The sequence below is a fragment of the Candidimonas sp. SYP-B2681 genome (genome assembly GCF_003971065.1).
Classification (GTDB): Bacteria; Pseudomonadota; Gammaproteobacteria; order Burkholderiales; family Burkholderiaceae_B; genus Pollutimonas.
The window spans coordinates 692,842-718,667 of sequence record NZ_RYDV01000001.1 but is presented as its reverse complement, the minus strand read 5'-3'; the positions used below and the strand labels follow the sequence as shown (position 1 = coordinate 718,667).

The following is a 25,826-nucleotide window of genomic DNA, read 5'->3' as shown; positions in this document are numbered from 1 at the left end:
CACTCTATCCCCCCAACGCCCTCGTTTAACCTTTTCACTAACCCCAGGAGATAGGCATGGCCTTCAAAAAACCAACGCTAATCGGGCTCGCTGCAACAGCACTCGCCTTTACCGCAGCAGTGGCTCAGGCAACTGACTACCCGACAAAACCCATTACTCTCGTCGTGCCGTTTTCGGCTGGCGGGGGTGCCGACAATGCCGCCCGCCTCATAGCTCGCACGATGCAAGAAGTTGCCGGCCAACCGATTGTGATCGAAAACAAAAGCGGCGCCAGCGGCACCATTGGTGCCGGTCTGGTGGCCCGTTCTGCGCCAGACGGCTACACCGTTCTGTACGATGCGTCGTCCTTTGCGATCAACTCGGCATTGCGCAAGCTTCCCTACGATGCGAAGAAGGATTTCATCCCCGTGTCGCAGGCCGTCGTCGTACCCAATATTCTGGTTGTGTCGGCCAAATCACCTTACAAAACCCTTGCCGATTTTATCGATGCCGCCAAAGCGAAACCCGGCATGATCACTTATGCCTCCTATGGCCCGGGCAGCCTGGCACAAATGGCAGGTGAGTTGCTGCAAAAAGAAGCAAAGTTGGATATGGTACATGTCCCGTATAAAGGCGGCGCGCCGGCCATGGTTGACGTTCTCGGAGGTCACGTAGACTCTTACTTTGCCAATGCCGCGTCCAGCCTGAACTACGTGCGCTCCGGCGAGTTGCGTGCGCTTGCCGTGACCTCGAATCAACGCATGGATGAGCTGAAGGATGTACCTACGGTCGCAGAATCGGGCATCAAGGACTTCAGTGTCTACGAATGGAATGCGTTGTTCGTACCGAAAGGCACACCTCCCGATGTCGTCAACAAACTCCATCAGATCCTTGCCACAACGCTGAAAAACCCGGAACTTCAAGCGAAGTTGAAAAACTTGGGTCTGACTGCCGTTGGCAGCACCCCTGAGGAGTTCGCTCGCTTCTTGGAAGCCGAGCAGAATCGTTGGAGCGAAGTGGCTCAGGCGAATAAAATTTCCGTGGATTAACTGCAAGCGGCATTGATCGGCCGCTTATCTGGGAACGGGTATGCCTAGTTTTTCGGGCATACCCGTTCACCAATATCCATTACTGCTAAGACAATATAAGGTTTGACATGAACGACAAGGAACGACACGAGCAAGGCATGCAGGTTCGCCGACAGGTGCTGGGTGATGCGCATGTAGATAGATCCATTGCCAAACGCACCGAAGTGACCGAAGATTTTCAGGATTTGATTACCCGCTATGCCTGGGGCGAAATATGGACCCGACCGGGTATTCCGCGCAATATGCGTAGCGCCATTACCATTGCCATGATGGTGGCGCTGAACCGCAATGAAGAACTGGCCCTGCACCTTCGGGCGGCAAAAAACTGCGGCCTGAGCATAGACGAAGTCAAAGAAGTGCTGCTTCAAACGGCCATTTACTGTGGTGTTCCAGCAGCCAACTCTGCTTTTGCGATGGCACAGGAGATTTTCAGTCAGGAAGCTGCTACACAGGACGTAGGGAAAGGCGATTAGGAAGATAAGGCGGGACCAACGCCCCTACCCGGCTGCAACGCTCACTTGCGGACTTCATGCGTCGTTCGCCCCTGCACGGCATCGACAATGCGGACGCGATGTGATGACCTCTGCGCGAGATTAAACGAACGACTGCACGATCTTATAAACAATACGTGGCGGGGGATAAGGCAATACCTAGATTCATTGAATGCTTCAGGTGGCCACATTTCCCCAAGTCCCTACGTTGGCCGATTTCAGCAATGGTGAAGCACTGCCGGTCATGGCCAGTTCACCGGTGGCCTCGACCAGCGCCGGACCAAAGCCCAGCATACTTTCCATCGTCAGTCGCAGCGACGGGCCGGCAATAACGATGACCCCTGTGGTCTGCTCCCCTCGTTTGCGAACAGGTGCGGCCATCGCGCTCATGCCGTTGGCATAAACGTCCTGGATCACACTGAAACCGCGCTTGCGGGATTCCGCAAGCATCTTCATAAGCGCCTTGATTGAGGTTGGGGCGTTCCGCCCATACTGCTTAGGATCGCCCATGCCTTGTTTGATGACGCGCTCAATGGCCTGATCTTCATCGAGAGTCATCAGCCAGGCATGGCCAGCCGCGCTGCAGGACAGGCGCAGGTCGATACCCATGTCTGGGTCGTAAAGCAGGCCTGACTTTGCGCCCTGCGCTTTAGCGACCAGCGTGAGGCGTTCGCCATCTACGATCGCCAGCCGGACAAGTTCTTCAGTAACTTTTGCTAACCGGTCGATCACCGGCTGGGCGATGTCCACCACGCCAGACTTGGCCAAGAAGCTCAACCCCATGGAAGCCATTTTCGTCGTCAGAGCATAATCGCCCCGTTGCGGCATCTGACGGACGTAGCCATGGCGAACCAGTTCCTGTAAGGTCCAGTGGCAGCCGCTGCGCTGTTGATTAAGGCTTTTCGCGATGGTGGCCAGCGCAACGCCGTCAGGGTGCGCGGTGAGGTACTCAATGATGGATAAAGATTTCTCAAGGGCGCCGCTCATATAAATTCTCCGTTAACGGCCGATTATAACCGTTCAAAATTTGAATACCATAAAAAATTGGAATGCCGTTCAAGAAAATCGATATAATGCGAACCATATAACCCGGCCATCCGGTGATTAGAAGAAAGGAGACAGGATGAGACATGCCGCCCGCGTCGAGCGCATGCTTGACAAGCTATGTACCGGAATCGAGGCATTGATGGCCTTTGGCTTAGGCATGATGGTGCTGCTGGTGTTCGGAAACGTGGTGCTCCGCTACGGTTTCAACTCCGGAATCACGCTCACCGAAGAGGTTTCGCGATGGTTGTTTATTTGGGGCACTTTTCTTGGCGCAGTGGTAGCGCTGCGCGAACATGGGCACCTGGGCGTGGACATGGTCGTTTCAAAGTTGCCGCCGGCGGGCAAGAAGATTTGCCTGGTCGCCAGCCACTTCTTGATGTTGTTCATCGTGGGCCTATTGTTCAAGGGAGGCCTCGACCAGACCCGCCTGAACTGGAACGTCACAGCGCCCACCAGCGGAATGTCAATGGCGGTCATCCACATTCCGGCCATCGTTTTTTCCGTGCTGGCGGCGATCATTCTTCTTTTTGACCTATGGAAAATCTGCACCGGCCAGTTGTCCGACGACGAACTCGTGATGGTCCACGAATCGGAAGAGGCTTTGCAACTTAAGCAAGTGCTTGCCGACGCTCATCACCCTACAAGGAGCGCCTCGTGACGATTGCCATTTTCCTGGGCGGTCTGCTGCTTGCAATGGCGATTGGCATGCCGATAGCGTTCTCGTTGTTGGCCAGCGGCGTCGGTCTGATGTGGCAGCTCGATCTGTTCGATCCGCAAATTCTCGAGCAGAACCTGATCGCCGGTGCGGACAGCTTCCCACTGCTTGCCGTGCCCTTCTTCATGCTCGCCGGAGAGCTGATGAACGTTGGCGGGCTTTCCAAGCGCATCGTCAATCTCGCGCTTGCCCTCGTGGGACACGTCAAGGGAGGACTAGGCTATGTGACCATCATGGCTGGCTGCCTCTTGTCGGCCTTGTCCGGTTCGGCTGTCGCCGATGCCGCAGCGCTGACCGCCCTGCTCTTGCCCATGATGGTGAAAGCCGGCCACGAAAAAGCGAGGTCCGCTGGACTGATCGCCTCCGTTGGAGTCATCGGCCCAGTTATTCCGCCCAGCATCGGCCTAGTGATTTTTGGGGTGGCCGCGAACGTATCGATCTCCAAACTCTTCCTCGCCGCGATCGTTCCCGGCATGCTCATTGGCGGTGCACTGTGGTTGACCTGGGCATGGCTCGTCCGCCGGGAGGATATTGTCCCGCCACCCCGAAAGTCACTTCGAGAAATCGGCATTGCATTCCGCGAGGCGACCTGGGCCCTCATGCTTCCCATCATCATCCTGGTGGGACTTCGCATGGGCGTATTCACACCGACCGAAGCCGCTGTGGTCGCAGCGGTGTACGCCCTGGCCATCTCGATCTTTGTTTACCGCGAACTCAAGCTTTCGCAAATCTATCGCGTTTTAGTGGACGCTGCGAAGACCAGTGCGATCGTAATGTTCCTGATCGCGGCGGCCATGGTCAGCGCCTGGTTGATCACCGTCGCCGACTTGCCGTCGAAAGTTGTCGACATGCTAGAGCCGTTTATGGACAGCCCTATTTTGCTGATGGTCGCCATCATGGTTCTGGTGATGATCGTCGGGACGGCCATGGATATGACGCCCACGATCCTGATCCTCACGCCGGTCTTGATGCCCGTCGTCAAGGCCGCCGGCATCGACCCGGTTTATTTCGGCGTGATGTTCATCATCAACAACTCCATTGGGCTTGTCACGCCGCCCGTTGGAACCGTGCTCAACGTGGTAGCAGGTGTTGGACGAATCAGCATGGATAAGGTGACGCGCGGCGTGGTCCCCTTCATGATTGCCGAATTCTTAATTATGTTCCTGATGGTCATTTTTCCATGGCTGGTCACTGGTCCCGCCAAATGGTTTCACGGCTAGTCGAGTCAAACAGTTCCCATAAATCACCGAAATAACTAAAAAGGTAGAGACATGAAAAAAATGAACACCCGTAGAAGCGCACTTGCATTGATCGGTTGCGCGGCCATGCTTTTCGCATCCGCTACGGCAATGGCTCAAGATATTAAGGAGCGCAATCTGAAATTTGCGTTTAGCCTGGCCAAAGACCATCCGCTTGGACTTGGGGCACAAAAGTTCGCCGAGCTTGTTGCCCAAAAAAGCAGCGGAAAAATGAAGGTCTCCATATACCCGAGCGCCGTGCTTGGAGGCGATCCCCAGAATCTATCAGCAGTCAGGGGCGGGACACTGGACTTCACGTCAATGGCTACCGGTCTGCTTTCTGGCTTGGATAAGCAGTTCATGGTGTTCGATTTCCCTTTTCTTTTCAACAATGCTCAGGAGGCCTATGCACTTTCCGACGGCCCCGTCGGTCAACGATTGCTGAGCGGGCTCGCAGCGCACGGAGTGGTTGGCTTGGGCATCTGGGACCTGGGTTTTCGTAACATGACTAACAGTAAGCGACCCATCGCCAAGGTGGAAGACCTTCAGGGCCTGAAGGTGCGTGTGATTGCATCGCCAATCTATATAGACATGTTCAACACACTGGGCGCCAATCCCGTCCCGATGACCTTCGGCGAGGTTTACGGAGCACTTGAGTCAAAGGCGATTGACGGGCAGGACAATCCTGTCGGCGTCATCGAATCGGCCAAGTTCGCCGAGGTACAGAAATTCATGTCACTCACGCGCCACGTCTATACCGGGATGCCTTTCTTGATGAGCAAAAAGACCTGGGATGCAATGTCCGAGACTGAGCGGAAAATCATCGCTGATTCCGCCGATGAAGCGAAAGTCGAAGAAAGAAAACTGTCCCAGGCGAGAGAGCTCGAGTCTATCGACAAACTGCGCGCGTTGATGCAGGTCAATGATGTGACCGCTACCGAACGCGATCGGCTACGTCAGAAAGTTGCGCCTGTGGTGGAAAAGTTTTCCCGTGAAGTTGGCGACCAGACCATTCAGCAGGTCAATTCCGAGTTGTCGCGCATGCGTGGAGGAAAATAAGTCTATGCCAATGCTAGGGAAAGCGGCCGTTGCTATGTGGTGGAATATAGCACCATCACAACGTGCAGAATTCGAGGATTGGCACTCTCATGAGCACTTTCCGGAGCGTATGGGAATCCCGGGATTTCTTCGGGGTTCCAGATGGGCAAGCGTTGACGGGGGCGAGGGATTTTTCGTCATGTACGAGCTCGACTGCTACGAGACATTGACCTCGGAAGGCTATGTACAGCGCCTAAACAATCCGACGCCATGGTCGACTAAGATGATGCCGCAGCACCGTGACATGGTGCGCAGCCAGTGCATACGTGTTCACAGCAGTGGGGGCGGCATAGGCCAATATGCGCTGACCTTACGGTTCTCTCCTGCGCATGGTCGAGAAGCCGAGGTGTCGGTTTATCTGGCCGAAGTCGCTGAGTCGTTCGCCAAGTCTCCGGGCGGCGGCGCATTCCATGTGCTTCGCACTGAAACACCGCAAGTTTCGGCGACCAAGGAGCAGCAGATCCGCGGCGGCAAAGACACGGTAGCCGACTGGATCGTCATCGCGATCGGGTATGACCTTGAAACTCTCCAAACCCTGCAGCACGAGGCATTCAGTGCACCAATGATGGAACAGCGAGGTTTTCATCCTGGTGCGCTTTCCGATACGTATCAGCTTGCTTATGCGCTGACGGCAAACGACTTAGGACGCACCGCCCAATAACGTGGGTAGAAGGCGCCGCTTCCGGGCGGCTGCCACTCACCTGCCCCTAGGTGAACACTGAATCAAACTTCCGCCGCTGGATGACCCAATCTAGCGGGGGCGAAAGATGGGTGAGGCCGAGCTTGCCAAAGCGAGCTCCTTGGCAGCCTCGACTAAATCAGGACCCAGACTTAGCATGCGCTCTTCTGTCAACCTTACCAGTGGACCTGCGATGGTTATGACGCCGATGGCCTCTTCGCCTTTTCGTTGAATTGGTGCAGCCATGGCTGTCATCCCTGGCGCGTACATTTCATTAATCATGCTGAAGCCGCGCTTGCGGTCTTCGTGCACAATTTTTAGTAATGCATCGAAGCTGGTGGGCGCGTTGGGGCCATAGCGTTCCGGCAACCCGAAGCCTTGTCGGGTTACTAGCTCGATTGCCCGTTCGTCAGTCAAGGTCATCATCCAGGAATGGCCGGCCGAACTGCATGACAAGCACACGTCAATGCCCATGTCAGGGTCATACTTGAGTCCGTATTTTGCACCTTGAGCCTTAGCCACAAATGTAAGCCTATCCTCGTCAACGATGGCCAGGCGGACGAGTTCTCCTGAAAGAGCTGCCACGCGATCGATCGTGGGCTGCGCGATATCGACAATACCCGATGCACCGAGGAAGCTTAGGCCGACAGCGGCAAGCTTGGTCGTCAAGACATAGTCGCCATGCTCCCGCAATTGGCGGACATATCCACAGCGTGTCAGCTCGGCCAACAGGCGATGACAGGCACTGCGCGGTATGTCCAATTCTTGAGAGAGAGTCACCAATTGCAGCCCCTTAGGGCGGCCTGCCAAATGTTCCAAGATGCCTAATGATCGTTCCAGTATTCCCGCCACGCGTTACCTCCAGTTAATCCAGGCGATTATACGATATGGAATGATGTTCCAAATTGGAATCCAATTCCATTTTTGTGCTATTCTGCGCGAACCATTAGCTATAACTAAAACCAAACCATTGCAGATAAGGAAACGGCCCTATTTGATGATGGTGATTATTCTCCGGAGACAACCATGAAAAAAGTCTTATGCAGTACCTTTGCGTTTGCCATCATGTATATATCGGCTTCGGGCGCATGGGCGCAAGAAACTCCGCAGCGCACCATCAAATTCGGCCACTTGAACAATACAGACCACCCCGTCAGTTTTGGTGTCAAGCGCTTTAGCGAACTGCTCCGCGAAAAAAGTGGTGGCAAGCTTAAAGTAAATGAATACCCCGCGTCCCAATTAGGCAACGAGATGCAGCAGCAGTCAGCATTGCAAGGCGGGGTCCAGGAAATGACCGCACCTGCCACCACATCGCTGGCAGGCATTGTTAAGGAATTTGGCCTGATTGATTTTCCTTTTTCAGTCAGTAGCTTCGAGCAAGCGGATGCTCTACTGGACGGCCCCCTGGGACAGGCCCTGATCGCCAAATTGCCCGAAAAAGGTTTGGTGGCCCTGGGATACTGGGATCTTGGTTTTCGGAATGTGACGAATAGCAAGCACGCCATCAACAAGCCGGAAGACTTTGCCGGCTTGAAGATACGTGTCATCCCCAATCCCGTGTTTCTGGAGACCTTTCAGGCATTTAAGGCCAACCCCGTACTATGCCTTTCGCCGAGCTTTATGGAGCGTTGGAAGCAAAGGCCGTCGATGGTCAAGAAAACCCTTTTTCTGTCATCTTGTCGAATAAATTCTACGAAGTACAAAAGTACGTTAGCGCAACCAATCACGTTTATGCCGCCAACATCGTCTTAGTCAGCAAACGTTTTTGGGACAAGTTGACGCCAATCGAACAAAAATGGATGCATGAGGCCGCCGAAGAAGCCAAAGGCGATCAGCGCAAGCAAAGCCGCGCGGCGGCGTTAAAGGCGGTCGAGCAGCTCAAGACCAACGGCATGCAGTACAACGATGTATCAGCCGCAGAACAAGCGCGTATGCGGAAAATTGCGCAACCTGTCATGGACAAGTTCGCCGCTGGGTATGACCCAACCACTGTAAAACTATACAACGACGAGCTTGCTCGAATCCGAAAATAAAACGTAATCGAAAAACGGCGCAATATCTCATGAAAATTCTTGTTTTGCACGGTCCGAACCTGAATTTGTTCGGGCGTCGAGAACCTCATATCTATGGCACGACCACGCTCGCGCAAATCAACCAACAGCTGACGGAGCTGGCGGCGCAGCTTGATGTTGAACTGGACATGATTCAGTCCAATCACGAGGGCGAGCTTATCGACTTTCTGCATAAGCATATTGATGACGCCAGTGGCGCTTTGGTCAACCCGGCGGGACTGACGCAGCATGGCGTGCCATTGCACGACGCGATCAAGGCCATGCCATTTCCAACCCTTGAGGTACATATGTCAAACATTGCAGCCCGTGAGCCATGGCGCAGCCATTCCATTATCTCTCCTGCCGTCAAAGGTACGGTGCAAGGGTTGGGGCCCCATTCTTATCTGCTGGCTTTGCGCGGGGTCGTAGCGTTGGCCCGGGAAGTCGAAAGCTGAAAAGGAGGGGCAAGTTTATGTCTGGCTGGACAGCATTGTCTATTCCGCTTTTTATTCCTGGGCGGGTCGGCGGCATCGCCTAAGCTTAGGCACCTTGCGGTAAACATGGTTGTCGCCATGTTGGCAATTATGGAAGCCGCGGCTCGCAGTAAAAACCGACATGTGAAGCTCTCCCCTCTTCACACTATGTTGGTGGGGTAGCCATGCCGGAATTCATTGCGTCCGCAGCCGTTCCCTCTCCAATCCAGTATTACGTACACAGTCTATTAATTTGGCGGTCACTGGATTGAGGCCAACGTCGTTACGGCGGATAAGGCCAATGGGTTCATCCGTGCCCGCAAAGGGCATCTGCAGCGATTCGAGGACGCCCCGGGCTACATCTTCCTCCACAGCGCTAGACGGCACAAACCACACGGCTTCGTTTTGCAGCGCAAGCGCCCTGCCCATGGACACTGAGACTGTCTCGAACCGTACGATTTCCGGTTTCAAGCCGAACGCCGTGATGACACTTTCGGCGGATTGTCGGATAAGGGTCCCGAGCGGAGGAACGACCAGGGGATACGCAGATAGCGCGGCCGGGCTCAACCGTTCCTCCCGGGTAAGCGGATGGTCAGCGCGTACAACTACGGCCAGAGGTTCGCGGTACAAGTGCTCGAAACTCAAGCCCATCATCGCTTCCGGCTCGGCAAGTCTGCCCACGATGAAATCCGCCTCCCCTGATTTGAGCAGCTCCAAAAGTTCTCTGTTCGCACCCGTGAGTATTCGCACGGATGTCGTGGATGACGTTTCGCGAAACGTCTTGATTGCTACAGGCAGCAGTACCGCTGCGACCGTAGGCAATATGCCTATGGCTACTTTCGCCGGGATGGCCATGCCACGCTCTCGTAGCATGGTGATTCCTTCTCTGAGCGTCACCAGACAGGTTTGTGCATAAGGCGCAAAGGCAAGGCCTTCTTCGGTGAGCGCTGCGCCATGTCGCCCTCGCTCGAACAGTCGAAATCCGAGAATGGATTCAAGTTCGCTGAGTGTTTTCGACACCGCTGGTTGAGTGATTGACAGCGAATCTGCTGCGCGCTGGACGCTCTTAGTTTGCGATACCGCCAGAAAGCACTGTAGATGCCGTAACTTGAGGCGACCGGCGGCGAATATATATTGCATAATATTTAGTTATGGAACCAAGCATAAAACATCATTTTCCATAACTATTATGCTTCTATATAGTTCTACGTCTGATATCTGGTTTAGGGGACGCAAAATGAGTCAAGAAAGCGACATAATTCTAAGTCCTCGCGACTGGGACGCACATCCTCCTTATAAGTATCCGGACTACCGGTCCTCCGTCTCGCGAAGCCCGAATCTCCCTCTGATTCCACTGAAGGAGTCACTGAAGAACCGCCACGTTCCCGTGTATGGCGCCGAAGCACTGGGTGCGCTGGACTACGATTTGACCCGCAATGCGGCCAAGAATGGCAGCCCGATAGGCGAACGCATCATTGTCACCGGACGCGTAATGGACGAAAACGGCAGGCCCTTGCGCAATACGCTGGTGGAGATATGGCAGGCCAATGCTGCTGGGCGTTATGTTCATAAAGTCGACCAGCACGACGCCCCGCTGGATCCCAATTTTCTCGGTGCAGGCCGCTGCCTCACTGACAATGAAGGACGTTATCGTTTTCTGACCATCAAGCCTGGCGCTTATCCTTGGGGAAACCACGCCAACGCGTGGCGGCCGAACCATATCCACTTTTCATTATTTGGCGAGTATTTCGGATCGCGGCTCGTTACCCAGATGTACTTCCCTGGCGATCCTTTACTTTCCTACGATCCTATTTACCAGGGTACGCCTGCCCATACCCGCGAACTACTGGTTTCACGCTTCGCGCTCGATGCGACCGAAGAAGGCTTCGCGCTGGGCTACGAATTCGACATCGTGCTGCGTGGCCCCAAGCAAACGCCAACGGAATGAAACATGCGCCAACTAAGACAGACACCTTCTCAAACTGTAGGCCCCTTTTTCGCCTACGGACTATGTCCGCAGCAGTACGACTATGAACTGACCAGCCTGTTCACACCGGCGGCAGCCGCCTTCGACGCAATAGGCGAGCACATCACGATTGTCGGCAATGTGTACGATGGGAACGGACAGGCGGTTGGTGACGCGTTGATCGAAACGCTGCAGGCGAATGCAGAGGGCCGCTACGTTCAGTCGGTACAAGAGGCGCAGACAGCAGGCTTTACCGGTTTTGCACGCTCGGGCACCGGCACGGATCCCGAACTCAGATTTATTATCGACACGATAAAGCCGGGCTGCATCGATGCGGTATCAGCGCCCCATATCGACGTCATCGTAATGATGCGGGGCATGCTTCTACACGCTTACACCCGATTGTATTTCGACGATGAGCAGGCGCTGAATACTACTGACCCTGTTTTGGCAGCGGTACCCGTCACGCGGCGTCAGACCCTAATCGCATCTCGCATCGATGGCATCTCGAAGCCGACCTATCGTTTCGACATCCATCTGCAGGGTTCCGCAGAAACCGTATTCTTCGACCTTTGACGTGCAGCAAAACGCAACACGCTACAACACCGGAAAACGACATGGCTAACACGCCGGGGGAATTACATCGCCTGACAGATCTGATCCAGAGCACCGAAAGCATGAACGGTGTGTGGTCGGTTCAGGCCACGCTGCAGGCGATACTTGATGTAGAGGCCGCCCTCGCCCGAAGCTGTGCGACCCATGGTGTAATTCCGCAAGAAGCTGTGCAGCCCATCGAGGCCGCCTGCCGGGCGGAACGCTTCGATGCGCACACCATACGGGCCGGCGCAGCGCTGGGGGGCAATATTGCTATTCCATTAGTCAAGCAACTGACCGCGATCGTAAAGACCTTGAACCCGGACGCGGCCAAATATGTGCATTGGGGCGCAACCAGCCAGGACGTCATTGACACCGGAACCGTGCTTCAGTTGCGGTCTGCGCTGAACTTGCTGCAGCCCGATTTAAAACGGCTTTGCAGGGCGCTCGCTGAACAAGCGCGGCGTTATCGCGACACACCAATGGCTGGCCGAACCTGGCTACAGCAGGCCCTGCCAATTACACAAGGCCTAAAATTCGCTCAGTGTCTGGATACACTCATGCGGCATACCCTACGCCTGGAAGCGCTGCGACCGCGGGTTGAAGTGCTTCAGTTCGGCGGCGCGGCCGGTACGCTGGCGAGCTTGGGCGACAAAGCGCCCGCTGTAGCGGCAACACTCGCCAACACGCTGGGACTCAACCTGCCGGACATACCTTGGCATACCCAACGCGATCGGGTCGCGGAAATAGCCGCCTGGTTCGGCATTCTGATCGGATCGCTCGGAAAAGTAGCGCGCGACATCTCCCTGCAAATGCAAACGGAAGTCGGAGAACTAACAGAGCCATTGGCGCCCGGCCAGGGAGGCTCTTCGACCATGCCCCATAAGCGAAATCCGGTGAAGTGCGCTGCAATACTGACAGCGTCCCTGCGTGCGCCCCACCTTGTCTCTACCATCCTGAGCGGCATGGTGCAAGAACACGAGCGGGCCTTGGGGGGGTGGCAAAGCGAATGGGACGCCTTACCGGAGCTGGCCCGGCTCGCTGGCGGCGCCCTCAGCAACATGGCCGACATCATTTCGGGCATCGAGGTGAATGAACAGCACCTGCGGGGCAGCTTGGACAAGACGCACGGCCTCATTCTTGGCGAGGCCATCATGCTGGCCCTGGGTGACAAGATCGGACGGCTCGAGGCACACAGTCTCGTAGAAGAGGCGTCTCGCGACGCCGTCAAAACCGGGCGCACGCTGCGCCAGGTGCTTTCTTCTGATCAGCGCGTCACGGATCATCTGCCCGTAGACAGGCTTGCAGCGCTGCTCGAACCCCAGAACTACCTCGGACAATCCGGGCCCTACGTCGATGCCGTGCTGGCCAGGTGGACATCGATTCAATAACTTAATAAATATAAATACGCTCGCCGCTTTGATGGGCGTCGAATCGGAGAACCAATATGAATGAAAAAGATCGTTACGAACAAGGCTTGTCCGTCAGGCGCGAAGTATTGGGCACAAAACACGTCGACAAGTCGCTGACCAACCGTACGTCGCTGACCACAGACTTCCAGGAACTGATCACCCGTTATGCTTGGGGAGAAATCTGGACCCGCCCCGGCCTGCCGCGCAAGACTCGCAGCCAGATTACGATTGCCATGATGGTTGCGCTGAATCGGAATGAAGAGCTTGCGCTGCATTTGCACGCGGCTAAAAACTGCGGGGTGTCTGAAGAGGAAGTGAAAGAAGTGCTGCTGCAGACCGCCATTTACTGCGGTGTGCCAGCGGCGAATTCCGCCTTTCACCTTGCCCAAACAATCTTCGCGGAAACAACAATACAACAGAATCCAGGCGCATAGCGTCGATGCCCAGGGCAAGCTGCGTACCGAACGCGTCGTACCGGTAGCGGATTGTGGGCGTGTGGTGTGGCCCGGCATGGTGCGGGTACAGGTGCAGGCCGGGACGGTCTTCGGTTTGTCGGCCGCACCGCTTCTTCGCGTTCCCTTTCGCCCTGCCTGACCGCGAAAAAGACGATCGTGCCGGCTAGAGTTCCAAGGACAAACACACAAAAATCAAATACAAGTTCATTGTTCAACCCTTGATGCTTTTGCTGTACAGGTAATCGGAGGAAGGAGGAGCGCTATTTCCGTTTAGACCTGAGCAGTATGTTTATATAGCAGTCAGGGTCTAAATCTCAACTTGTGTGCCTAACTCAATGACGCGATTGCTCGGGATTTGATAATAATCCGCAGCATCCCGAGCATTTCGCGACATCAGGGCGAAGAATGCCTCCCGCCAGTCCGCCATACCTCCTCCAGTGGTTGGAATCACATTCTGGCGCGAGATGAAAAATGACGTGCGCATCATGTCAAACGCTAACCCCTGATCCTTGCATAAAGCCAGCGCGGCTGGGAGGTTGCGCTCGTCCTTAAAGCCGTAATTCACATTTACTTGATAGCATTCGTTCCCCAGCGGCTCCACCCCGATTCTGCTCGCGACCGGCACAAAAGGAATATCTTCATCTAGAACCGTCAGAAAAATGGTGCGCTCGTGAAGTACGTTGTTATGCAACAGGTTGTGCAGCATTGCATGCGGCACGCCGTCGCCTTTCGGACGGAAAAAAACGGCGGTTCCCGGCACGCGAGTGGGGGGGCTGATAAACAGCGACCGTAAAAATCCGTCGAGTGGAACAAGATGCTTCTGTATGTTGGCGTATACCAAAGCACGTCCCGTTCTCCAGGTTAAAAAGATGGTAACCATTATCACGCCGAGCAAAATCGGAAACCAACCGCCATGAGCTATCTTGCTAATATTGGCCGAGAATAACGCAATATCTATCGAAAAAAAGAAGCCCGTGGCAGCCAAGCTGAGCATTAGGTTGTACCGCCAGCCATAACGGATCACAAAGAAAGTCATGATGGTGGTCATGAGCATCGTTGCAGTCACCGCTATGCCGTAAGCTGAGGCGAGCTTCGATGACGATCCGAAGCCCACCACCGCCAGCACGACAACAGTCAGTTGCAGCCAATTAACAAATGGTATGTAGATTTGACCTTTTTCGCGTTCCGAAGTGTGCAGTACCTGCATGCGCGGTAAAAGGCCTAGCGAAATAGCTTGGCGCGTCATGGAAAACGTCCCAGAAATGGTCGCCTGGGATGCAATCACGGTGGCCATGGTCGCCATGATGACCAAGGGATAAACACTCCAAGGCCCCAGTTGCTGATAAAAGGGATTCGACACCGCCTCAGGATGGGACAAGAGCAGCGCTCCTTGACCTAGATAATTAAGAGCGAGCGCGGGAAGCACGGCGCTAAACCACGCTAAACGTATGGGGCTTTTACCAAAATGTCCCATATCCGCATACAGCGCTTCTGCGCCGGTGAATGCCAACACGATGGCGCCCAGCGCGAAGAAGGCGACCCAACTGTTGTGGATCAAAAAGTACAAAGCATAAAGCGGATTAAGCGCGGCAAGAATGGCGGGGTTCTGGACGATATTAACCAAGCCCATTCCCGCCAGCACAAGAAACCAGACCAGCACAATCGGACCAAACCATTTACCGATGCTAGCCGTTCCTTTATGTTGTACTGCATAGAGGGCTATCAGTATCGCTACGGTCAGCGGGACAACGTAGGGCTTGAGCGCTGGAGTCGCCACTTCGAGCCCCTCTATTGCCGAAAGGACGGAAATGGCGGGTGTGATGACGCCATCACCATAAAACAGCGCGGCACCGATCAAGCCTACTAGCATTAAGGGATAGTGCCAGCGCGATTTTTCGGTAACTGACGACAACGCCAGAGCCATGAGCGCCATGACCCCGCCTTCACCTTGATTGTTGGCGCGAAGAATCAGCGTCACATACTTTAGCGAGACAATTATCGCCAGGCCCCAGACAATCAAGGAGACCACACCCAACAAATTTGCTTCGTTTAGCTCAACGCGATTCGAGTGCGCTGTTGAGAACACTTCTTTCATGGTGTATAGGGGGCTTGTGCCGATATCCCCGTATACGATGCCAATGGCCGCAAGCGTAAGAGATCTTAGGCTGTCCTTTGACGATTGGGACATGTGAGTGTTCGATCTTTGATCAATAAGACAATATCATACGCAGAGAACTTGCTTAATGCATCATTTCAAGATCAAAGTTCAATGCTGTTGAACGTGAGTGGCCGGCGGCTATCAATTAGCCCTTATATCGGACGAAAGACGACGTGATAGCTATAAAATCAGCTAGATCCAAGGCGCCGGTAGACACTTTAGCCCGCCCACAAAGCGTGACATTAAAAATCCGTAATGAATCGGAAACCTTCTGTACATTGGGCACGCTCTAGAGTGGTAGGTAGATGCGAGGGGTCGAAGATCCGAGGCATCTAATCACGAAAGTCAAAGGAAATCTGCCATGACCAAGACGCTTACCGCTATTGCCACCGCGCTGACGATGCTCGCGGCCCACTCGGCATTCGCCGCCGATAAGACGGCCAAAACCAGTATGCCTACCGCCTCAACTTGTCAATCGCTTGAAACCCAGTACCAGAATGCCGCCAAGACGCACGCCAAGGCGGAGAAGTTTAAGGAGTCCCAAACCGCTTACTCCGAAGGGAAAATGCTTTGCGCCGAGGGAAAATTCGCCGAGGGTACAGCAAAGCTGCACACTGCCCTTAATGACTTGGGAGTGAAAGCTATGAACAAGGCTCACTGAGCCGTGAATCCTCGGGAATCGCCGACGCTCCCGCGGCGCGTAGGAAAGCCGCGGGGCGGGCCTGAGGCCAGCCGCATGGATAGCGTCACCCGCAATCCCGGGGCATTGTCTTCGAGGACAAGGCTTGCTTGGTGCAACTGTGCGACCGCAGCGACCAGGCTCAGTCCCAGGCCGCTGCCGGGCACCCCGTCGCAGTCATTGCCTCGGACAAAGGGTGCAAGCACCCGCTGGCGCAACTCGCGGGGGATGCCGGGCCCCGTGTCAGCGACGCAGACCCCGGCCTCGCTATCGCTCCGGGTCACACTCACCCGCAATACGCCGCCGCTCGGAGTAAACTTGACTGCATTGTCCAACAGGTTTACAACGGCCTGAGCAAGCAGCTGACGATGGCCCAGGATCGGCGCCGGGCCGGGCGGAAATGCCAAATCTAGGACGAGGCCCCGTTCTTCTATCGATGGCTCGTAGAGATCGACGGCATCCGCCACCACTTCGATCAGGTCTAGTGGCCGCATTTGACTGCGCAGTACCCCGGAGCGGGCCTGGGCGACACTCATCACCGCATTGAACGCACGCAGCACACGATCCGTCTCGAAAAGGGCCTGCTCGAGCGCGCTACGGTAGCTCGACAACTCAGGCTGTCCCAACAGAGCAGTCTCTATCCCGCCATACAGGCGGGTAAGCGGGGCTCGCAGGTCATGGGCAACGTTGTCGCTGACGCTACGCATTCCTTCGACCAAGTGCTCTATGCGCTCGAGCATGCGGTTTAGCTGGACCGCCAAACGATCCAGCTCATCACTTTGCCCGCTTACGGGGATGCGGTCGGCGAGATTCCCGTCCATGATCCGCGCCGACGTGTCGGCGATCGTCCCCAGACGCCGCAACAAAGCGCGGCCGCTTAACATGCCGCCCACCACGCCCAACGCTAAGGTTGCGGCCAGTCCCCAGGCCAAGGCTTTTGAAATGAGCTGCTGAATGCCCACGCGGCGATGTACGTCGTGGGCGACGAGCAGCTGACCGGAGCCGGGCAGTGTGACCGTGAGGGCGCGATAGAGACGTGAAAAGAGCACGCCCTCTTCCTGCCGCTGAACCTCAAAATACAAGGGGCCAGAACGGCGCGTGCCCGAAACGGGCCACTGGGCCAGATTGCCGGCGACAGGTTGAAGCGCCGCATCGACAAGCAAATAGGCGTTGTCAGCCCTGGTCGGATCGGCGCTACGTTCGCGGACGAGGTCAATCAGCGCCTCCAAGCCCGACCGCGAGCTCACTTCGATGAGGATCGCCATTTCCGTTTCGAGCGCAGTATCAATTTCCGCGTCGATGGCACGCACTGTCGCGTTATAGATAAATCCCAGCAGTAGCGCGGCCGAGATGCAGAAGACGATCGTGTAAGACGCCGCGAAGCGGACGATAGAGGTCCGAAGCAGCCTAGGGATGCGCACTTAGCATGTATCCCGCGCCACGCACCGTATGGATGAGCGGTCGAGCGAAGCTATGGTCTATCTTTTGACGCAAGCGACTCACGTGTACATCAATCACGTTGGTCTGGGGGTCGAAATGATAGTCCCAAACGTTCTCCAGGAGCATCGTGCGAGTGACCACCTGATCGCAGTGGCGCATCAGATACTCGAGCAAACGAAATTCTCGGGGTTGAATTTCGAGCGGACGGCCAGCGCGGGTCACGCGTCGCCGGGATAGATCTAACTCGAGGTCGTCGACCCGCAGCACCTTGGCCCAGACCGGTGTCGCACTGCGACGACCAAGTGCTTCGACGCGCGCATTGAGTTCGGCGAAGACGAACGGCTTGGCCAGATAGTCGTCAGCACCGCGCTGCAATCCAATGATGCGATCATCAACCTTCCCCAGCGCACTGAGAATGAGTACGGGCGTCACAACGCCCCGGGCACGCAGGCGGTCCAAGAGCTCGAGCCCGTCCGCAGCACCGAGCATACGGTCCACCACGATTACGTCAAACGATTCACTCGTGGCGAGAAATTCGCCCTCTACTACTTGCGCTGCGTGATCGACCGTATGCCCGGCCTCGTGCAGCCCTTTACGCACGTAATCGGCAGTCCTCGGGTCATCCTCTATGATCAGAACACGCATGGGTTTGCGGAGTCGAAAAAAGGCGGGAGTTGCCAAAACTATAGCACGCGCTCACTCGCCGGTAATGAACAGGAGCGGAGGCCGCGAAATCGTTTCAATCTCGTTGAACGGATAGAAATTCATCGGCTTCAGTTGGAAATATTTACATACCAAAACTGGGCTAGTAGAAACCACCTTCAAGCGCAATAATAACTTCGCATATCTTGCATTAGGCGAATGCTTGGCTCTAAGCCCATTTGCGACGCAAGTCAGCGCACGACTTCCACGGACAGTTTGTGTTGGGCCGGATGAATGAATAAATACCACGATGCATTCCGCGCCATAAAGCACCTCTTACTAGAACCTTTTGTGCATTTTCTGGTTATAGGGGCGCTGCTGTTTGCTGTGTACTCTTGGATGAATCCAGAAGCCAGCGATGAGAAGCAGATTGTTCGTGTCAGCGCGGCTGATGTGAACTGGCTCAAGGAAACGTGGACGCGGCAATGGCTACATCCCCCTACCCCCTTGGAACTGCGCGGCCTTATAACCGACTACCTTAAGGAGTCGTTGTTGGCACGTGAGGCATTGGACTTGGGATTGGACGAGAACGACTCCATTGTTCGAAGGCGCCTTGCACAGAAGATGGAGTTTTTGGTTCGGGATACGTTGCAGCAAAGTGAGCCGAGTGACGAAGAACTGCACAGCCTCTACGCCACAAAGCTCGAACGATTCCAGATACCGGCGCGAATCTCGTTCAGCCACGTTTATTTCAACCTTGACCGTCGCGGTGAGCGCGCGCAGGCTGACGCTCGCACGGTCTTGTCTCAGTTGTCACAGTCTGAGACTGCGATCAACCTGTCTGATTTTGGCGACCGGTTTCTCGGGCAGTATGACTTTGACGCTGTCGACGAGCAGACGGTGGCGAGCATCTTGGGGCCGGAGTTCGCACGCCAGGTATTCACATTCGAGACCGGCACCTGGCAAGGGCCAATTAAATCGGGACAAGGGCTGCATCTAGTTCACGTGACGGATAAGCAGGCGGCGCGTCCGAAGGAATATTCCGCAGTAAAGAAGGAATTGACCAGTTTGTGGCAGCAGCAACGGAGTCAGGAAGGTCTCGAACTCTACTTTGCCGACCTGCGCAAAAAATACAATGTAGAAGTAGACGAAAGTGTCGAGACGCTGATTGATCCTCTGGTGGTCCATACGGGTCCAGGCAGATGACTATTTACTGGCGCGTACTCGTGTTATTGGTGGTGCTATTCGCCCCACTCCCCTCCTACACGCATGAAGTGCGACCAGCTTATCTAGAGTTGCGTGAACTCCCGTCCGGCGAGTTTGCTGTGCTTTGGAAGACACCCATGCGTGGCGAGATGCGCCTAGCACTTTCGCCAGTGTTCTCTGCGAGCGTCGAGAATGTCACGCCCGTCGCGACGCGCACCAGAGGGGGTGCAGCAATACAGACTTGGCGGATTAGCACCAAGCAGACCTTGCGGGGTCAGGCGCTACGCATCCAGGGGCTTGATGCAACGATGACAGATACACTCGTCCGCATTGAGTTCACCGATGGCACAGACTGGCTGCGTCGGCTAACGCCGCAAGAACCAGCCGCGACGATTCCTGCTCGGCAGTCGCAATGGTCTGTCGCCACGGAGTACCTGAAGCTCGGTGTCGAACATATCTTATTGGGCGTAGACCATCTGCTGTTCGTCCTAGCTCTAGTGCTTATCGCTATCGACTGGAAGCGGTTGCTGGGCACGATTACCGCGTTCACCTTGTCCCACAGCTGCACCTTGGCCGCCGCGACGCTGGGCTGGGTGCGCGTTCCGGTGCCGCCCGTCGAGGCAGTGATCGCCCTTTCTATCGTGTTTGTCGCTGCGGAAATTATTCGTGGTCGAAATGGACGTGAGGGACTTTACGCCCGCGCTCCATGGATCGTCGCGTTTATCTTTGGTCTGCTGCATGGATTCGGCTTCGCTGGTGCCCTGAGCCAGGTCGGCTTGCCGACGGGGAACATCCCGATGGCGCTGCTGTTCTTCAATATAGGCGTGGAAGTCGGTCAGCTGCTGTTTATTGCTGTTGTTCTGGGCGTGATTTGGCTGATCCGACGCGTGCGGTTTCGTTTTCCCCGCTGGTCTGGACTTATCCCGCCCTACGCCATCGGCGGCGTGGCAATGTTTTGGGTTTTCCAACGCATCGCTGCCTTCTAACCATGTTAGGACTTAACCCTTAGGGGGTCGACATGAAAATCCGATTGCTACAACCGGCCGTTGCCGCTATCTTCGTTACCAGTGGGTTCACTATGCCAGTATTGGCCGCTGAGGAAAGTTCAAGCGGACTTCCCGCACCCGACAAGGAGGCTGCACAGCGGGGGCACTCCTCCCAGGTCATCTACTCACCTTATGTAGGTCGGAACTACCCCACGCGCCCTTTTTTCGGCGATACGCATCTGCATACGTCATTTTCGATGGATGCCGGAGCCTTTGGCGCGCGGCTTGGGCCACGTGATGCCTATCACTTTGCTAAGGGCAATCAGGTCACAGCCTCGAACGGCCAAGAGGCCAAGCTTTCGCGTCCGCTCGACTTTCTTGTCGTGGCTGACCATTCCGATGGAATGGGCTTCTTCCCGCAAATTCTGGCTGGTGCCCCCCCGATGCTTGCAGACCCGCAAGGAAGAAAATGGAATGAAATGATCCGTTCGGGAAAAGGTGCCGATGCCGCTATCGACATTATTCAGAATTTTGGCAAGGGCACTATTTCCAAGGCTATCTTGCCAGTTCCGGGTACACCGGCCTACCAGGGCGCATGGCAGGAAACCATCAAGGCGGCGGAAGAAGCAAATGATCCCGGCCGCTTCACTGCCTTTATTGGCTATGAATGGACCTCGAATACCGGCGGCAACAACCTGCACCGAAATGTCATCTTTCGCGACAGCGCCGAAAAGGCTAGCCTGGTCGAGCCGTATACCACTATGAAGCCGCTGGGCAGCGACAACCCCGTGGATTTATGGAAGTGGATGGCGGCATACGAAGAAAAGACAGGCGGTAACGTGCTGGCCATCGCGCACAATGGCAACCTCTCCAATGGTCGCATGTTCCCGACCGTCGAGGCCTTCGGTAAGAAATTTGACAACGCGTATGCTCAGACACGCGCCAAGTGGGAACGGCTCTATGAAGTCACACAAACCAAAGGTGACGGCGAAGCGCATCCGTTTCTCTCACCCAACGATGAGTTCGCCAATTTCGAACGCTGGGATAAAGGCAACCTTGATGGCAGTGAGGTCAAGACGACCGATATGCTTCAGTACGAGTACGCTCGCGCGGGCTTGAAGAGCGGTCTGCTGCTCGAAAAAGAGTTGGGTACTAACCCATATAAATTTGGCTTGATTGGTAGCAGCGATGCGCATAATGGTCTCGCTGCGATGGAGGAAGAAAATTTCTTTGGCAAGACTACGCCGCAGGAGCCCAGCCCGGAGCGCATGATCAAAACCTTTTTCCACCACCCGAAGACCGGCGTGACCATCATGGATTGGGAAGTGTCAGCCTCGGGGTACGCCGCTGTCTGGGCGACCGAGAACACGCGCGAAGCGATCTTCGACGCCATGGAACGGCGCGAGACCTTTGCTACTACCGGCCCACGAATGGCAGTTCGTTTATTCGGTGGTTTCGATTTCGAGGAGCAAGACGCCAACAGTCGTCTGCCAGCGCAGGTTGGCTACACCAAGGGTGTACCAATGGGCGGCGATTTGCATGCCGCTCCGGAAGGCAAGGCACCGACCTTCCTGGTGGCAGCGCTCAAGGACCCGATAGGCGCCAATCTCGACCGCTACCAGATTGTTAAGGGCTGGCTAGATAAGGCCGGTGAACTGCACGAGAAGGTCTACGACATCGCCTGGTCGGGCGATAGAAGCCCAGACCCGAAAACAGGTAAGTTGCCCGATGTCGGTACGACTGTAGACGTCGAGAATGCCACATGGACCAATACGATTGGAGTATCCGAGCTTATTGCGGTTTGGAAGGATCCGGATTTCAGCGCTAGCGACCCCGCCTTTTACTACGGCCGTGTGCTTGAGATTCCTACCCCCCGATGGACCGCGTACGACGCCAAACGATTCGGCACCAAGCCGTTGCCTGGTACGACCATGACTTTGCAGGAGCGCGCTTACACCTCACCTATTTGGTATACACCATAAGCTGACAATGCAGCCAAATAGGCGCGTTCTTCTGACCGAGTCTACCAACGGTATCGTGAAATGCAAAACTTTCAGAACAGTAAAGAGCACCCCTATATTCAATTGGTCGATGGGGGCATTTCCGACAATATTGGAGTGCGCGCTACGCTGAAGCTTCTTGCGCAGTTGGAAGCAAGTTTAGCCAACTCGAAGCACCTCAGCTTTGGCGATACTCGACGAGTCATCTTGAAAAAAGGGGTCCATATGGGTGGATTAACTCGAATTCAAATCATTGCTTCGACCTGTGCATTGCTGGCGCCCCTAACGCACGCGTGTGCCTCCGAGACAGAATTAGACGCCTGGCAGTTTTCGGTTACGCCCTATCTTTGGGGGGCGACGGTGAGTGGTGACTCCAGGTTTCAAGTTCCACGAGGTTCGGGTAACCGCGTCGAAGTCAAGAGCCGCCCCAGCGACTATCTGTCATCCCTCGACTTTGCCATGATGTTCAGCGCTGAGGCCCGTAAGAGCAGATGGGGGGTGTTGACGGATATCGTTTATCTTGATATTTCGGCAGGTGATAGCAAGGTGAAGTCAATCAACGGTCCTCAGGGACGGTCAGTACCGATCGATACGGGAACTAAAACAGAGTTGAGTGGGGTGATCTGGCAGCTCGGTGGCTTTTACAATGTGATCAATACGCCAAATGCGTCCATGGATGTTCTGGGCGGGTTCCGGTACTTCAAGGTCAAAGCGTCACTTGATTGGCAGTTCAGCGGGCCGAGCGGTCAACTTTCGCGCTCGGGAAGTCGTACACAGAAGGAAGATCTTATCGATGGCATCGTTGGTGTTAAAGGCCGATATCGTCTTGGGGAGGGTAATTGGTTTATTCCTTACTACCTAGACGTTGGCGCTGGTTCTTCGTCGCTGACCTGGCAGGCGTTGGTTGGACTGGGTTACACAATGGGCTGGGGCGATGTGGAATTGTCTTATCGCCATCTTTACTATGACCAGGGCAGTAACAAGCTAATGCAGAAATTCAGTTTCAGCGGTCCGACGCTGAGTGCGACATTTCGATTCTGAGCGTCCGGTTCGAACCAGCCATCACTCCCATGTATGGTGCAGGTACAACCTGTAACTAGGCTGTGCAATTTAGGAAGATACCTATGAGCCACTGTCAATCGGATCTGGAATCCTTCTCATTAGTACGCGATGACGCGCTGTTTCGTCTTCAGCGAACCATCGGCCTGATCCCCGCTAGCGGAAGTGGCATTTTGCAGCGCGCAATAATTTACAGTCTATTCTGCTGGATACCTATTGTTATCTGGGCATTGTTAACAGGACGCATGATGTCTGACGACGACCCCGAAGCCTTGGCTGGGCACTATGGAGTCCATGTCAGATGCTTGATAGCCATTCCATTATTGGTCATGGCAGAAGCAAGCGCACACACTATTATCCCAAGCTGCCTTGCCCAGTTCTTGCGCACAGGTTTAATTGATGAAAAATTAGAACCAAAGTTCCGAAATATTATCGCTGATTCGATGCGCCTACGCGATCGAGTCTATCCGTGGATTGTTATTTTCGGACTAGTCGTTGCTTGGACGGTTGCTATATCTATGTCGCCTAATCCTGATGAAGTCTCGTGGGCTGGCATGGAGGTTGATCGGCGCGGTTTCGGAGCCTGGTGGTTCCTGCTAGTGGTTAGGCCTATGTTTGCCATTCTTTTATTCGCATGGTTGTGGAGATTGGTCCTCGCAAGTATTGTGTTCTTTCGCATTGCAAGGTTGCCGTTAAGACTAGTGCCAGCTCACCCTGATGGAGTTGGGGGGTTGGGCTTTATCGAACGGTTAGCTATCGTGTTTAGCCCTTTTGCATTCGCTGTTTCTGCTGTACTTGCTGCATCCTGGGCGCATCGTGTGATTCATCACGGGTTACAGGTCCCATCGCTCTATATTCAAATGGGGATGCTCGTCGTTATATTGGTTGTTTTAATTTTGATTCCGTTGCTTTTCTTCTCTCCCCTGCTGCTAGAAACAAAAAAACGTGCATTTCTTGATTATGGCGCATTACTTACGGAACACGGCCGCATGGTGTATGGGCGATGGATACAAGGAAAGAAAATAGAAAATGCCCCTGTACTTGATGCGCCTGAACTCGGCCCTTCAGCCGATATACAGACGCTATATCAAGCGGCTAAAGCGATGCGTCCGATCGTCTTTGGCAGGACTGCGTTCTTAATGGTAGCGGTACCTACAGCTGTTCCCATGTTGATCGTAGTGGCAACTCAATGGCCTCTTCGCAGCACTCTTATCAAGCTTGTGACGGCGTTGTTATAGCAATATAGAAATATTGGGTCGACCTACTTGGCGCGATCAAGTAAGAGCGATTGGAGTCCATAGTGAAAAATGGGGGAACGCATGACGGCGGCAATGAGCACGGCCATGCGCCTTGGAATCTGGCTTCTGGCGATGGCTGCTTGTGGCCTGCCGGTCTCCGCGTGGAGCCAGCAGGGCTTACGCCTGAACCGCGATGATTTGCAGAAGCGCGCCAACGGCGTACTGGCGCTGATGTCGTTTTCCATCGTCCCGGACATCACGACTAGTTCTTTAAGCATCAACAGTGGCGGTGAGTCGACCTCGGGGTCGAACGAGTTCTTCATGACTCAGCTTGGTGGTGGCGATACGTTTTCCGATTCCTTCCCCGTTTATCTGGAAGGCGTGCTGGCTGCCAGCCGCTACGATCCGACTTTTGTTGCTACCGAAGGCGCAGAAGTGCGCCGCATTCCGACCAAATGGAACAGCATCTCCGCCACTGGTGGTATTGGATGGGACTTCAAGCTGACCGATGAGCTGAAACTGCGACCGATCTTCAATTTCTCGCTCGGCAAAGTCGTGAGCGACCTGGGCGTGGCCAGTAGGTATGCGGGGCGCCAGACTGGCAAGGACTTCGAGTTTCTGGACCGAGGCTCGCTCAACGCTTATGGCCTTGGTGGATCGGTGATGCTGGATTATGAGCTCTCCCGGCCGGGCTACGAAGTTGATGTAGAGCTGCGCTATTCCGACATCCGGCTAAAGAGTTTCAACAGTTCTGCCGCCGTGCGCGGTCGGGCCACGGCGCAGTCCGCCAATCTTTGGGCGCGCTACCGGGCGCCAACAGGGATAGTGCTGCTGCAGCGGCCGCTACGCTATGTGTTGGAGCTGACCCATTCCGAATTCTTGGGCGATCAACGCGGCATTTTGGGTTTTGATCGCTTGACCTCGATCGGGATCGGCCTGGAGCTCGATTCCAGTGCCTATAACATGATCATCACGCGTACCCGCCTTGTAGGGCGCTATGTATTTGGAAATAATATATCGGGCTTTTCGGTAGGCTTGGCCGTGAGTTTCTAAAATATGCGCTCGGGAATAACTAACCGCGTGACACCACTTCTTGACACTTCTCGTCAAGCGAGTATTCTTTTACAGATCA

At 55.0% G+C, this 25,826-nt stretch carries 24 protein-coding genes and 1 pseudogene; 19 read left to right on the top strand and 6 right to left on the bottom strand.

From position 1 onward, the window contains the following. Positions 1-56 precede the first annotated feature (56 nt). Together EKL30_RS03430 and pcaC (EKL30_RS03425) are read left to right on the top strand one after the other, a co-directional pair. The gene (locus EKL30_RS03430) at positions 57-1,028 is read left to right on the top strand and encodes a tripartite tricarboxylate transporter substrate binding protein (protein ID WP_126705758.1); all 972 of its coding nucleotides are present in this window, start codon (positions 57-59) and stop codon (positions 1,026-1,028) included. A gap of 107 nt (positions 1,029-1,135) precedes the next feature. Then, positions 1,136-1,540, top strand: a complete 405-nt coding sequence (pcaC, locus tag EKL30_RS03425; RefSeq protein WP_126705757.1) for a 4-carboxymuconolactone decarboxylase — start codon at positions 1,136-1,138, stop codon at positions 1,538-1,540. A 195-nt stretch (positions 1,541-1,735) separates the two neighbouring features. On the opposite strand, the gene EKL30_RS03420 is transcribed toward pcaC (EKL30_RS03425), so the two are convergent. Continuing rightward, positions 1,736-2,545 carry an IclR family transcriptional regulator gene (locus EKL30_RS03420; RefSeq protein WP_126705756.1) on the bottom strand — a complete coding sequence of 270 codons (810 nt, stop codon included), beginning with the start codon at positions 2,543-2,545 and terminating at the stop codon, positions 1,736-1,738. Between the two features lie 136 nt (positions 2,546-2,681). Between EKL30_RS03420 and EKL30_RS03415 the strand changes: the two genes are divergently transcribed. The 4 genes from EKL30_RS03415 to EKL30_RS03400 are packed head-to-tail and all read left to right on the top strand — an operon-like array spanning position 2,682 to position 6,317. After that, complete coding sequence (locus tag EKL30_RS03415) at positions 2,682-3,263, top strand: TRAP transporter small permease (RefSeq protein WP_199748462.1); 582 nt, start codon at positions 2,682-2,684, stop codon at positions 3,261-3,263. Continuing rightward, a complete protein-coding gene (locus tag EKL30_RS03410) occupies positions 3,260-4,540 on the top strand; it encodes a TRAP transporter large permease (protein ID WP_126705755.1) in 1,281 nt (426 codons plus the stop codon). The genes EKL30_RS03415 and EKL30_RS03410 overlap by 4 nt, the downstream gene beginning before the upstream one ends. 51 nt (positions 4,541-4,591) lie before the next feature. Continuing rightward, positions 4,592-5,617 carry a TRAP transporter substrate-binding protein gene (locus tag EKL30_RS03405; RefSeq protein ID WP_126705754.1) on the top strand — a complete coding sequence of 342 codons (1,026 nt, stop codon included), beginning with the start codon at positions 4,592-4,594 and terminating at the stop codon, positions 5,615-5,617. Positions 5,618-5,621: 4 nt separating this feature from the next. Beyond that, on the top strand, positions 5,622-6,317 hold the full coding sequence (locus tag EKL30_RS03400) for a hypothetical protein (RefSeq protein WP_126705753.1): 696 nt from the start codon (positions 5,622-5,624) through the stop codon (positions 6,315-6,317). Positions 6,318-6,407: 90 nt separating this feature from the next. Here EKL30_RS03400 and EKL30_RS03395 read toward each other — a convergent pair whose 3' ends face one another. Next, on the bottom strand, positions 6,408-7,187 hold the full coding sequence (locus EKL30_RS03395) for an IclR family transcriptional regulator (protein WP_126705752.1): 780 nt from the start codon (positions 7,185-7,187) through the stop codon (positions 6,408-6,410). A 174-nt stretch (positions 7,188-7,361) separates the two neighbouring features. Here EKL30_RS03395 and EKL30_RS03390 point away from each other — a divergent pair. After that, positions 7,362-8,368 (top strand): annotated as a pseudogene (locus EKL30_RS03390) (TRAP transporter substrate-binding protein). Positions 8,369-8,397: 29 nt separating this feature from the next. Continuing rightward, complete coding sequence (locus tag EKL30_RS03385; RefSeq protein WP_126705751.1) at positions 8,398-8,841, top strand: type II 3-dehydroquinate dehydratase; 444 nt, start codon at positions 8,398-8,400, stop codon at positions 8,839-8,841. Between the two features lie 213 nt (positions 8,842-9,054). On the opposite strand, the gene pcaQ is transcribed toward EKL30_RS03385, so the two are convergent. Continuing rightward, positions 9,055-9,999: a pca operon transcription factor PcaQ gene (gene pcaQ, locus EKL30_RS03380; protein ID WP_126705750.1), complete on the bottom strand. Its 945-nt coding sequence runs from the start codon at positions 9,997-9,999 to the stop codon at positions 9,055-9,057. Between the two features lie 97 nt (positions 10,000-10,096). On the opposite strand from pcaQ, the gene pcaH reads away from it, so the two are divergent. From pcaH to pcaC (EKL30_RS03360), 4 genes are read left to right on the top strand one after another with little or no spacing between them, the layout of a single operon-like run. Continuing rightward, entirely contained in the window at positions 10,097-10,807 is a 711-nt protein-coding gene (pcaH, locus tag EKL30_RS03375; protein WP_126705749.1) for a protocatechuate 3,4-dioxygenase subunit beta, read from the top strand. Positions 10,808-10,810: 3 nt separating this feature from the next. Beyond that, complete coding sequence (gene pcaG / locus EKL30_RS03370) at positions 10,811-11,401, top strand: protocatechuate 3,4-dioxygenase subunit alpha (protein WP_126705748.1); 591 nt, start codon at positions 10,811-10,813, stop codon at positions 11,399-11,401. Positions 11,402-11,442: 41 nt separating this feature from the next. After that, positions 11,443-12,810 carry a 3-carboxy-cis,cis-muconate cycloisomerase gene (locus tag EKL30_RS03365; RefSeq protein ID WP_126705747.1) on the top strand — a complete coding sequence of 456 codons (1,368 nt, stop codon included), beginning with the start codon at positions 11,443-11,445 and terminating at the stop codon, positions 12,808-12,810. Positions 12,811-12,866: 56 nt separating this feature from the next. Then, positions 12,867-13,265 carry a 4-carboxymuconolactone decarboxylase gene (gene pcaC, locus EKL30_RS03360; RefSeq protein ID WP_126705746.1) on the top strand — a complete coding sequence of 133 codons (399 nt, stop codon included), beginning with the start codon at positions 12,867-12,869 and terminating at the stop codon, positions 13,263-13,265. Between the two features lie 328 nt (positions 13,266-13,593). On the opposite strand, the gene EKL30_RS03355 is transcribed toward pcaC (EKL30_RS03360), so the two are convergent. Then, positions 13,594-15,474, bottom strand: a complete 1,881-nt coding sequence (locus tag EKL30_RS03355; protein WP_126705745.1) for a potassium transporter Kup — start codon at positions 15,472-15,474, stop codon at positions 13,594-13,596. A gap of 331 nt (positions 15,475-15,805) precedes the next feature. Between EKL30_RS03355 and EKL30_RS03350 the strand changes: the two genes are divergently transcribed. Then, positions 15,806-16,105, top strand: a complete 300-nt coding sequence (locus tag EKL30_RS03350) for a hypothetical protein (protein ID WP_126705744.1) — start codon at positions 15,806-15,808, stop codon at positions 16,103-16,105. On the opposite strand, the gene EKL30_RS03345 is transcribed toward EKL30_RS03350, so the two are convergent. After that, positions 16,099-17,544, bottom strand: coding sequence for a HAMP domain-containing sensor histidine kinase (locus tag EKL30_RS03345; protein WP_126705743.1), 1,446 nt, complete (start codon positions 17,542-17,544; stop codon positions 16,099-16,101). The genes EKL30_RS03350 and EKL30_RS03345 overlap by 7 nt on opposite strands. After that, positions 17,531-18,208, bottom strand: a complete 678-nt coding sequence (locus tag EKL30_RS03340) for a response regulator transcription factor (RefSeq protein WP_126705742.1) — start codon at positions 18,206-18,208, stop codon at positions 17,531-17,533. The genes EKL30_RS03345 and EKL30_RS03340 overlap by 14 nt, the downstream gene beginning before the upstream one ends. 291 nt (positions 18,209-18,499) lie before the next feature. Here EKL30_RS03340 and EKL30_RS03330 point away from each other — a divergent pair, with 291 nt between their 5' ends. The 6 genes from EKL30_RS03330 (at position 18,500) to EKL30_RS03305 (ending at position 25,747) form a co-directional block, all read left to right on the top strand. Further along, positions 18,500-19,411: a peptidyl-prolyl cis-trans isomerase gene (locus tag EKL30_RS03330; RefSeq protein ID WP_126705741.1), complete on the top strand. Its 912-nt coding sequence runs from the start codon at positions 18,500-18,502 to the stop codon at positions 19,409-19,411. Continuing rightward, on the top strand, positions 19,408-20,397 hold the full coding sequence (locus tag EKL30_RS03325; RefSeq protein WP_126705740.1) for a HupE/UreJ family protein: 990 nt from the start codon (positions 19,408-19,410) through the stop codon (positions 20,395-20,397). Before EKL30_RS03330 ends, EKL30_RS03325 begins: the two co-directional genes overlap by 4 nt. A gap of 32 nt (positions 20,398-20,429) precedes the next feature. Next, positions 20,430-22,379 (top strand): DUF3604 domain-containing protein, encoded by a 1,950-nt coding sequence (locus tag EKL30_RS03320; protein WP_199748461.1) that lies wholly within the window; start codon positions 20,430-20,432, stop codon positions 22,377-22,379. Between the two features lie 60 nt (positions 22,380-22,439). Beyond that, complete coding sequence (locus tag EKL30_RS03315; RefSeq protein WP_126705739.1) at positions 22,440-23,438, top strand: hypothetical protein; 999 nt, start codon at positions 22,440-22,442, stop codon at positions 23,436-23,438. A gap of 83 nt (positions 23,439-23,521) precedes the next feature. Beyond that, entirely contained in the window at positions 23,522-24,694 is a 1,173-nt protein-coding gene (locus EKL30_RS03310; protein WP_126705738.1) for a hypothetical protein, read from the top strand. 105 nt (positions 24,695-24,799) lie between these two features. Further along, a complete protein-coding gene (locus tag EKL30_RS03305; protein ID WP_126706017.1) occupies positions 24,800-25,747 on the top strand; it encodes a hypothetical protein in 948 nt (315 codons plus the stop codon). Positions 25,748-25,826 lie beyond the last annotated feature (79 nt).

Excerpts from the sequence above, each read along its gene's own strand:
- EKL30_RS03355 (WP_126705745.1), bottom strand. The coding sequence starts at position 15,474 with ATGTCCCAATCGTCAAAGGACAGCCTAAGATCTCTTACGCTTGCGGCC.
- EKL30_RS03400 (WP_126705753.1), top strand. The coding sequence starts at position 5,622 with ATGCCAATGCTAGGGAAAGCGGCCGTTGCTATGTGGTGGAATATAGCA.
- EKL30_RS03420 (WP_126705756.1), bottom strand. The coding sequence starts at position 2,545 with ATGAGCGGCGCCCTTGAGAAATCTTTATCCATCATTGAGTACCTCACC.
- EKL30_RS03340 (WP_126705742.1), bottom strand. The coding sequence starts at position 18,208 with ATGCGTGTTCTGATCATAGAGGATGACCCGAGGACTGCCGATTACGTG.
- EKL30_RS03350 (WP_126705744.1), top strand. The coding sequence starts at position 15,806 with ATGACCAAGACGCTTACCGCTATTGCCACCGCGCTGACGATGCTCGCG.
- EKL30_RS03430 (WP_126705758.1), top strand. The coding sequence starts at position 57 with ATGGCCTTCAAAAAACCAACGCTAATCGGGCTCGCTGCAACAGCACTC.
- pcaC (WP_126705746.1), top strand. The coding sequence starts at position 12,867 with ATGAATGAAAAAGATCGTTACGAACAAGGCTTGTCCGTCAGGCGCGAA.
- EKL30_RS03415 (WP_199748462.1), top strand. The coding sequence starts at position 2,682 with ATGAGACATGCCGCCCGCGTCGAGCGCATGCTTGACAAGCTATGTACC.
- pcaQ (WP_126705750.1), bottom strand. The coding sequence starts at position 9,999 with ATGCAATATATATTCGCCGCCGGTCGCCTCAAGTTACGGCATCTACAG.
- pcaC (WP_126705757.1), top strand. The coding sequence starts at position 1,136 with ATGAACGACAAGGAACGACACGAGCAAGGCATGCAGGTTCGCCGACAG.
- EKL30_RS03315 (WP_126705739.1), top strand. The coding sequence starts at position 22,440 with ATGCAAAACTTTCAGAACAGTAAAGAGCACCCCTATATTCAATTGGTC.
- EKL30_RS03365 (WP_126705747.1), top strand. The coding sequence starts at position 11,443 with ATGGCTAACACGCCGGGGGAATTACATCGCCTGACAGATCTGATCCAG.
- EKL30_RS03330 (WP_126705741.1), top strand. The coding sequence starts at position 18,500 with ATGAATAAATACCACGATGCATTCCGCGCCATAAAGCACCTCTTACTA.
- EKL30_RS03325 (WP_126705740.1), top strand. The coding sequence starts at position 19,408 with ATGACTATTTACTGGCGCGTACTCGTGTTATTGGTGGTGCTATTCGCC.
- pcaH (WP_126705749.1), top strand. The coding sequence starts at position 10,097 with ATGAGTCAAGAAAGCGACATAATTCTAAGTCCTCGCGACTGGGACGCA.
- EKL30_RS03305 (WP_126706017.1), top strand. The coding sequence starts at position 24,800 with ATGCGCCTTGGAATCTGGCTTCTGGCGATGGCTGCTTGTGGCCTGCCG.
- EKL30_RS03385 (WP_126705751.1), top strand. The coding sequence starts at position 8,398 with ATGAAAATTCTTGTTTTGCACGGTCCGAACCTGAATTTGTTCGGGCGT.
- pcaG (WP_126705748.1), top strand. The coding sequence starts at position 10,811 with ATGCGCCAACTAAGACAGACACCTTCTCAAACTGTAGGCCCCTTTTTC.
- EKL30_RS03405 (WP_126705754.1), top strand. The coding sequence starts at position 4,592 with ATGAAAAAAATGAACACCCGTAGAAGCGCACTTGCATTGATCGGTTGC.
- EKL30_RS03310 (WP_126705738.1), top strand. The coding sequence starts at position 23,522 with ATGAGCCACTGTCAATCGGATCTGGAATCCTTCTCATTAGTACGCGAT.
- EKL30_RS03320 (WP_199748461.1), top strand. The coding sequence starts at position 20,430 with ATGAAAATCCGATTGCTACAACCGGCCGTTGCCGCTATCTTCGTTACC.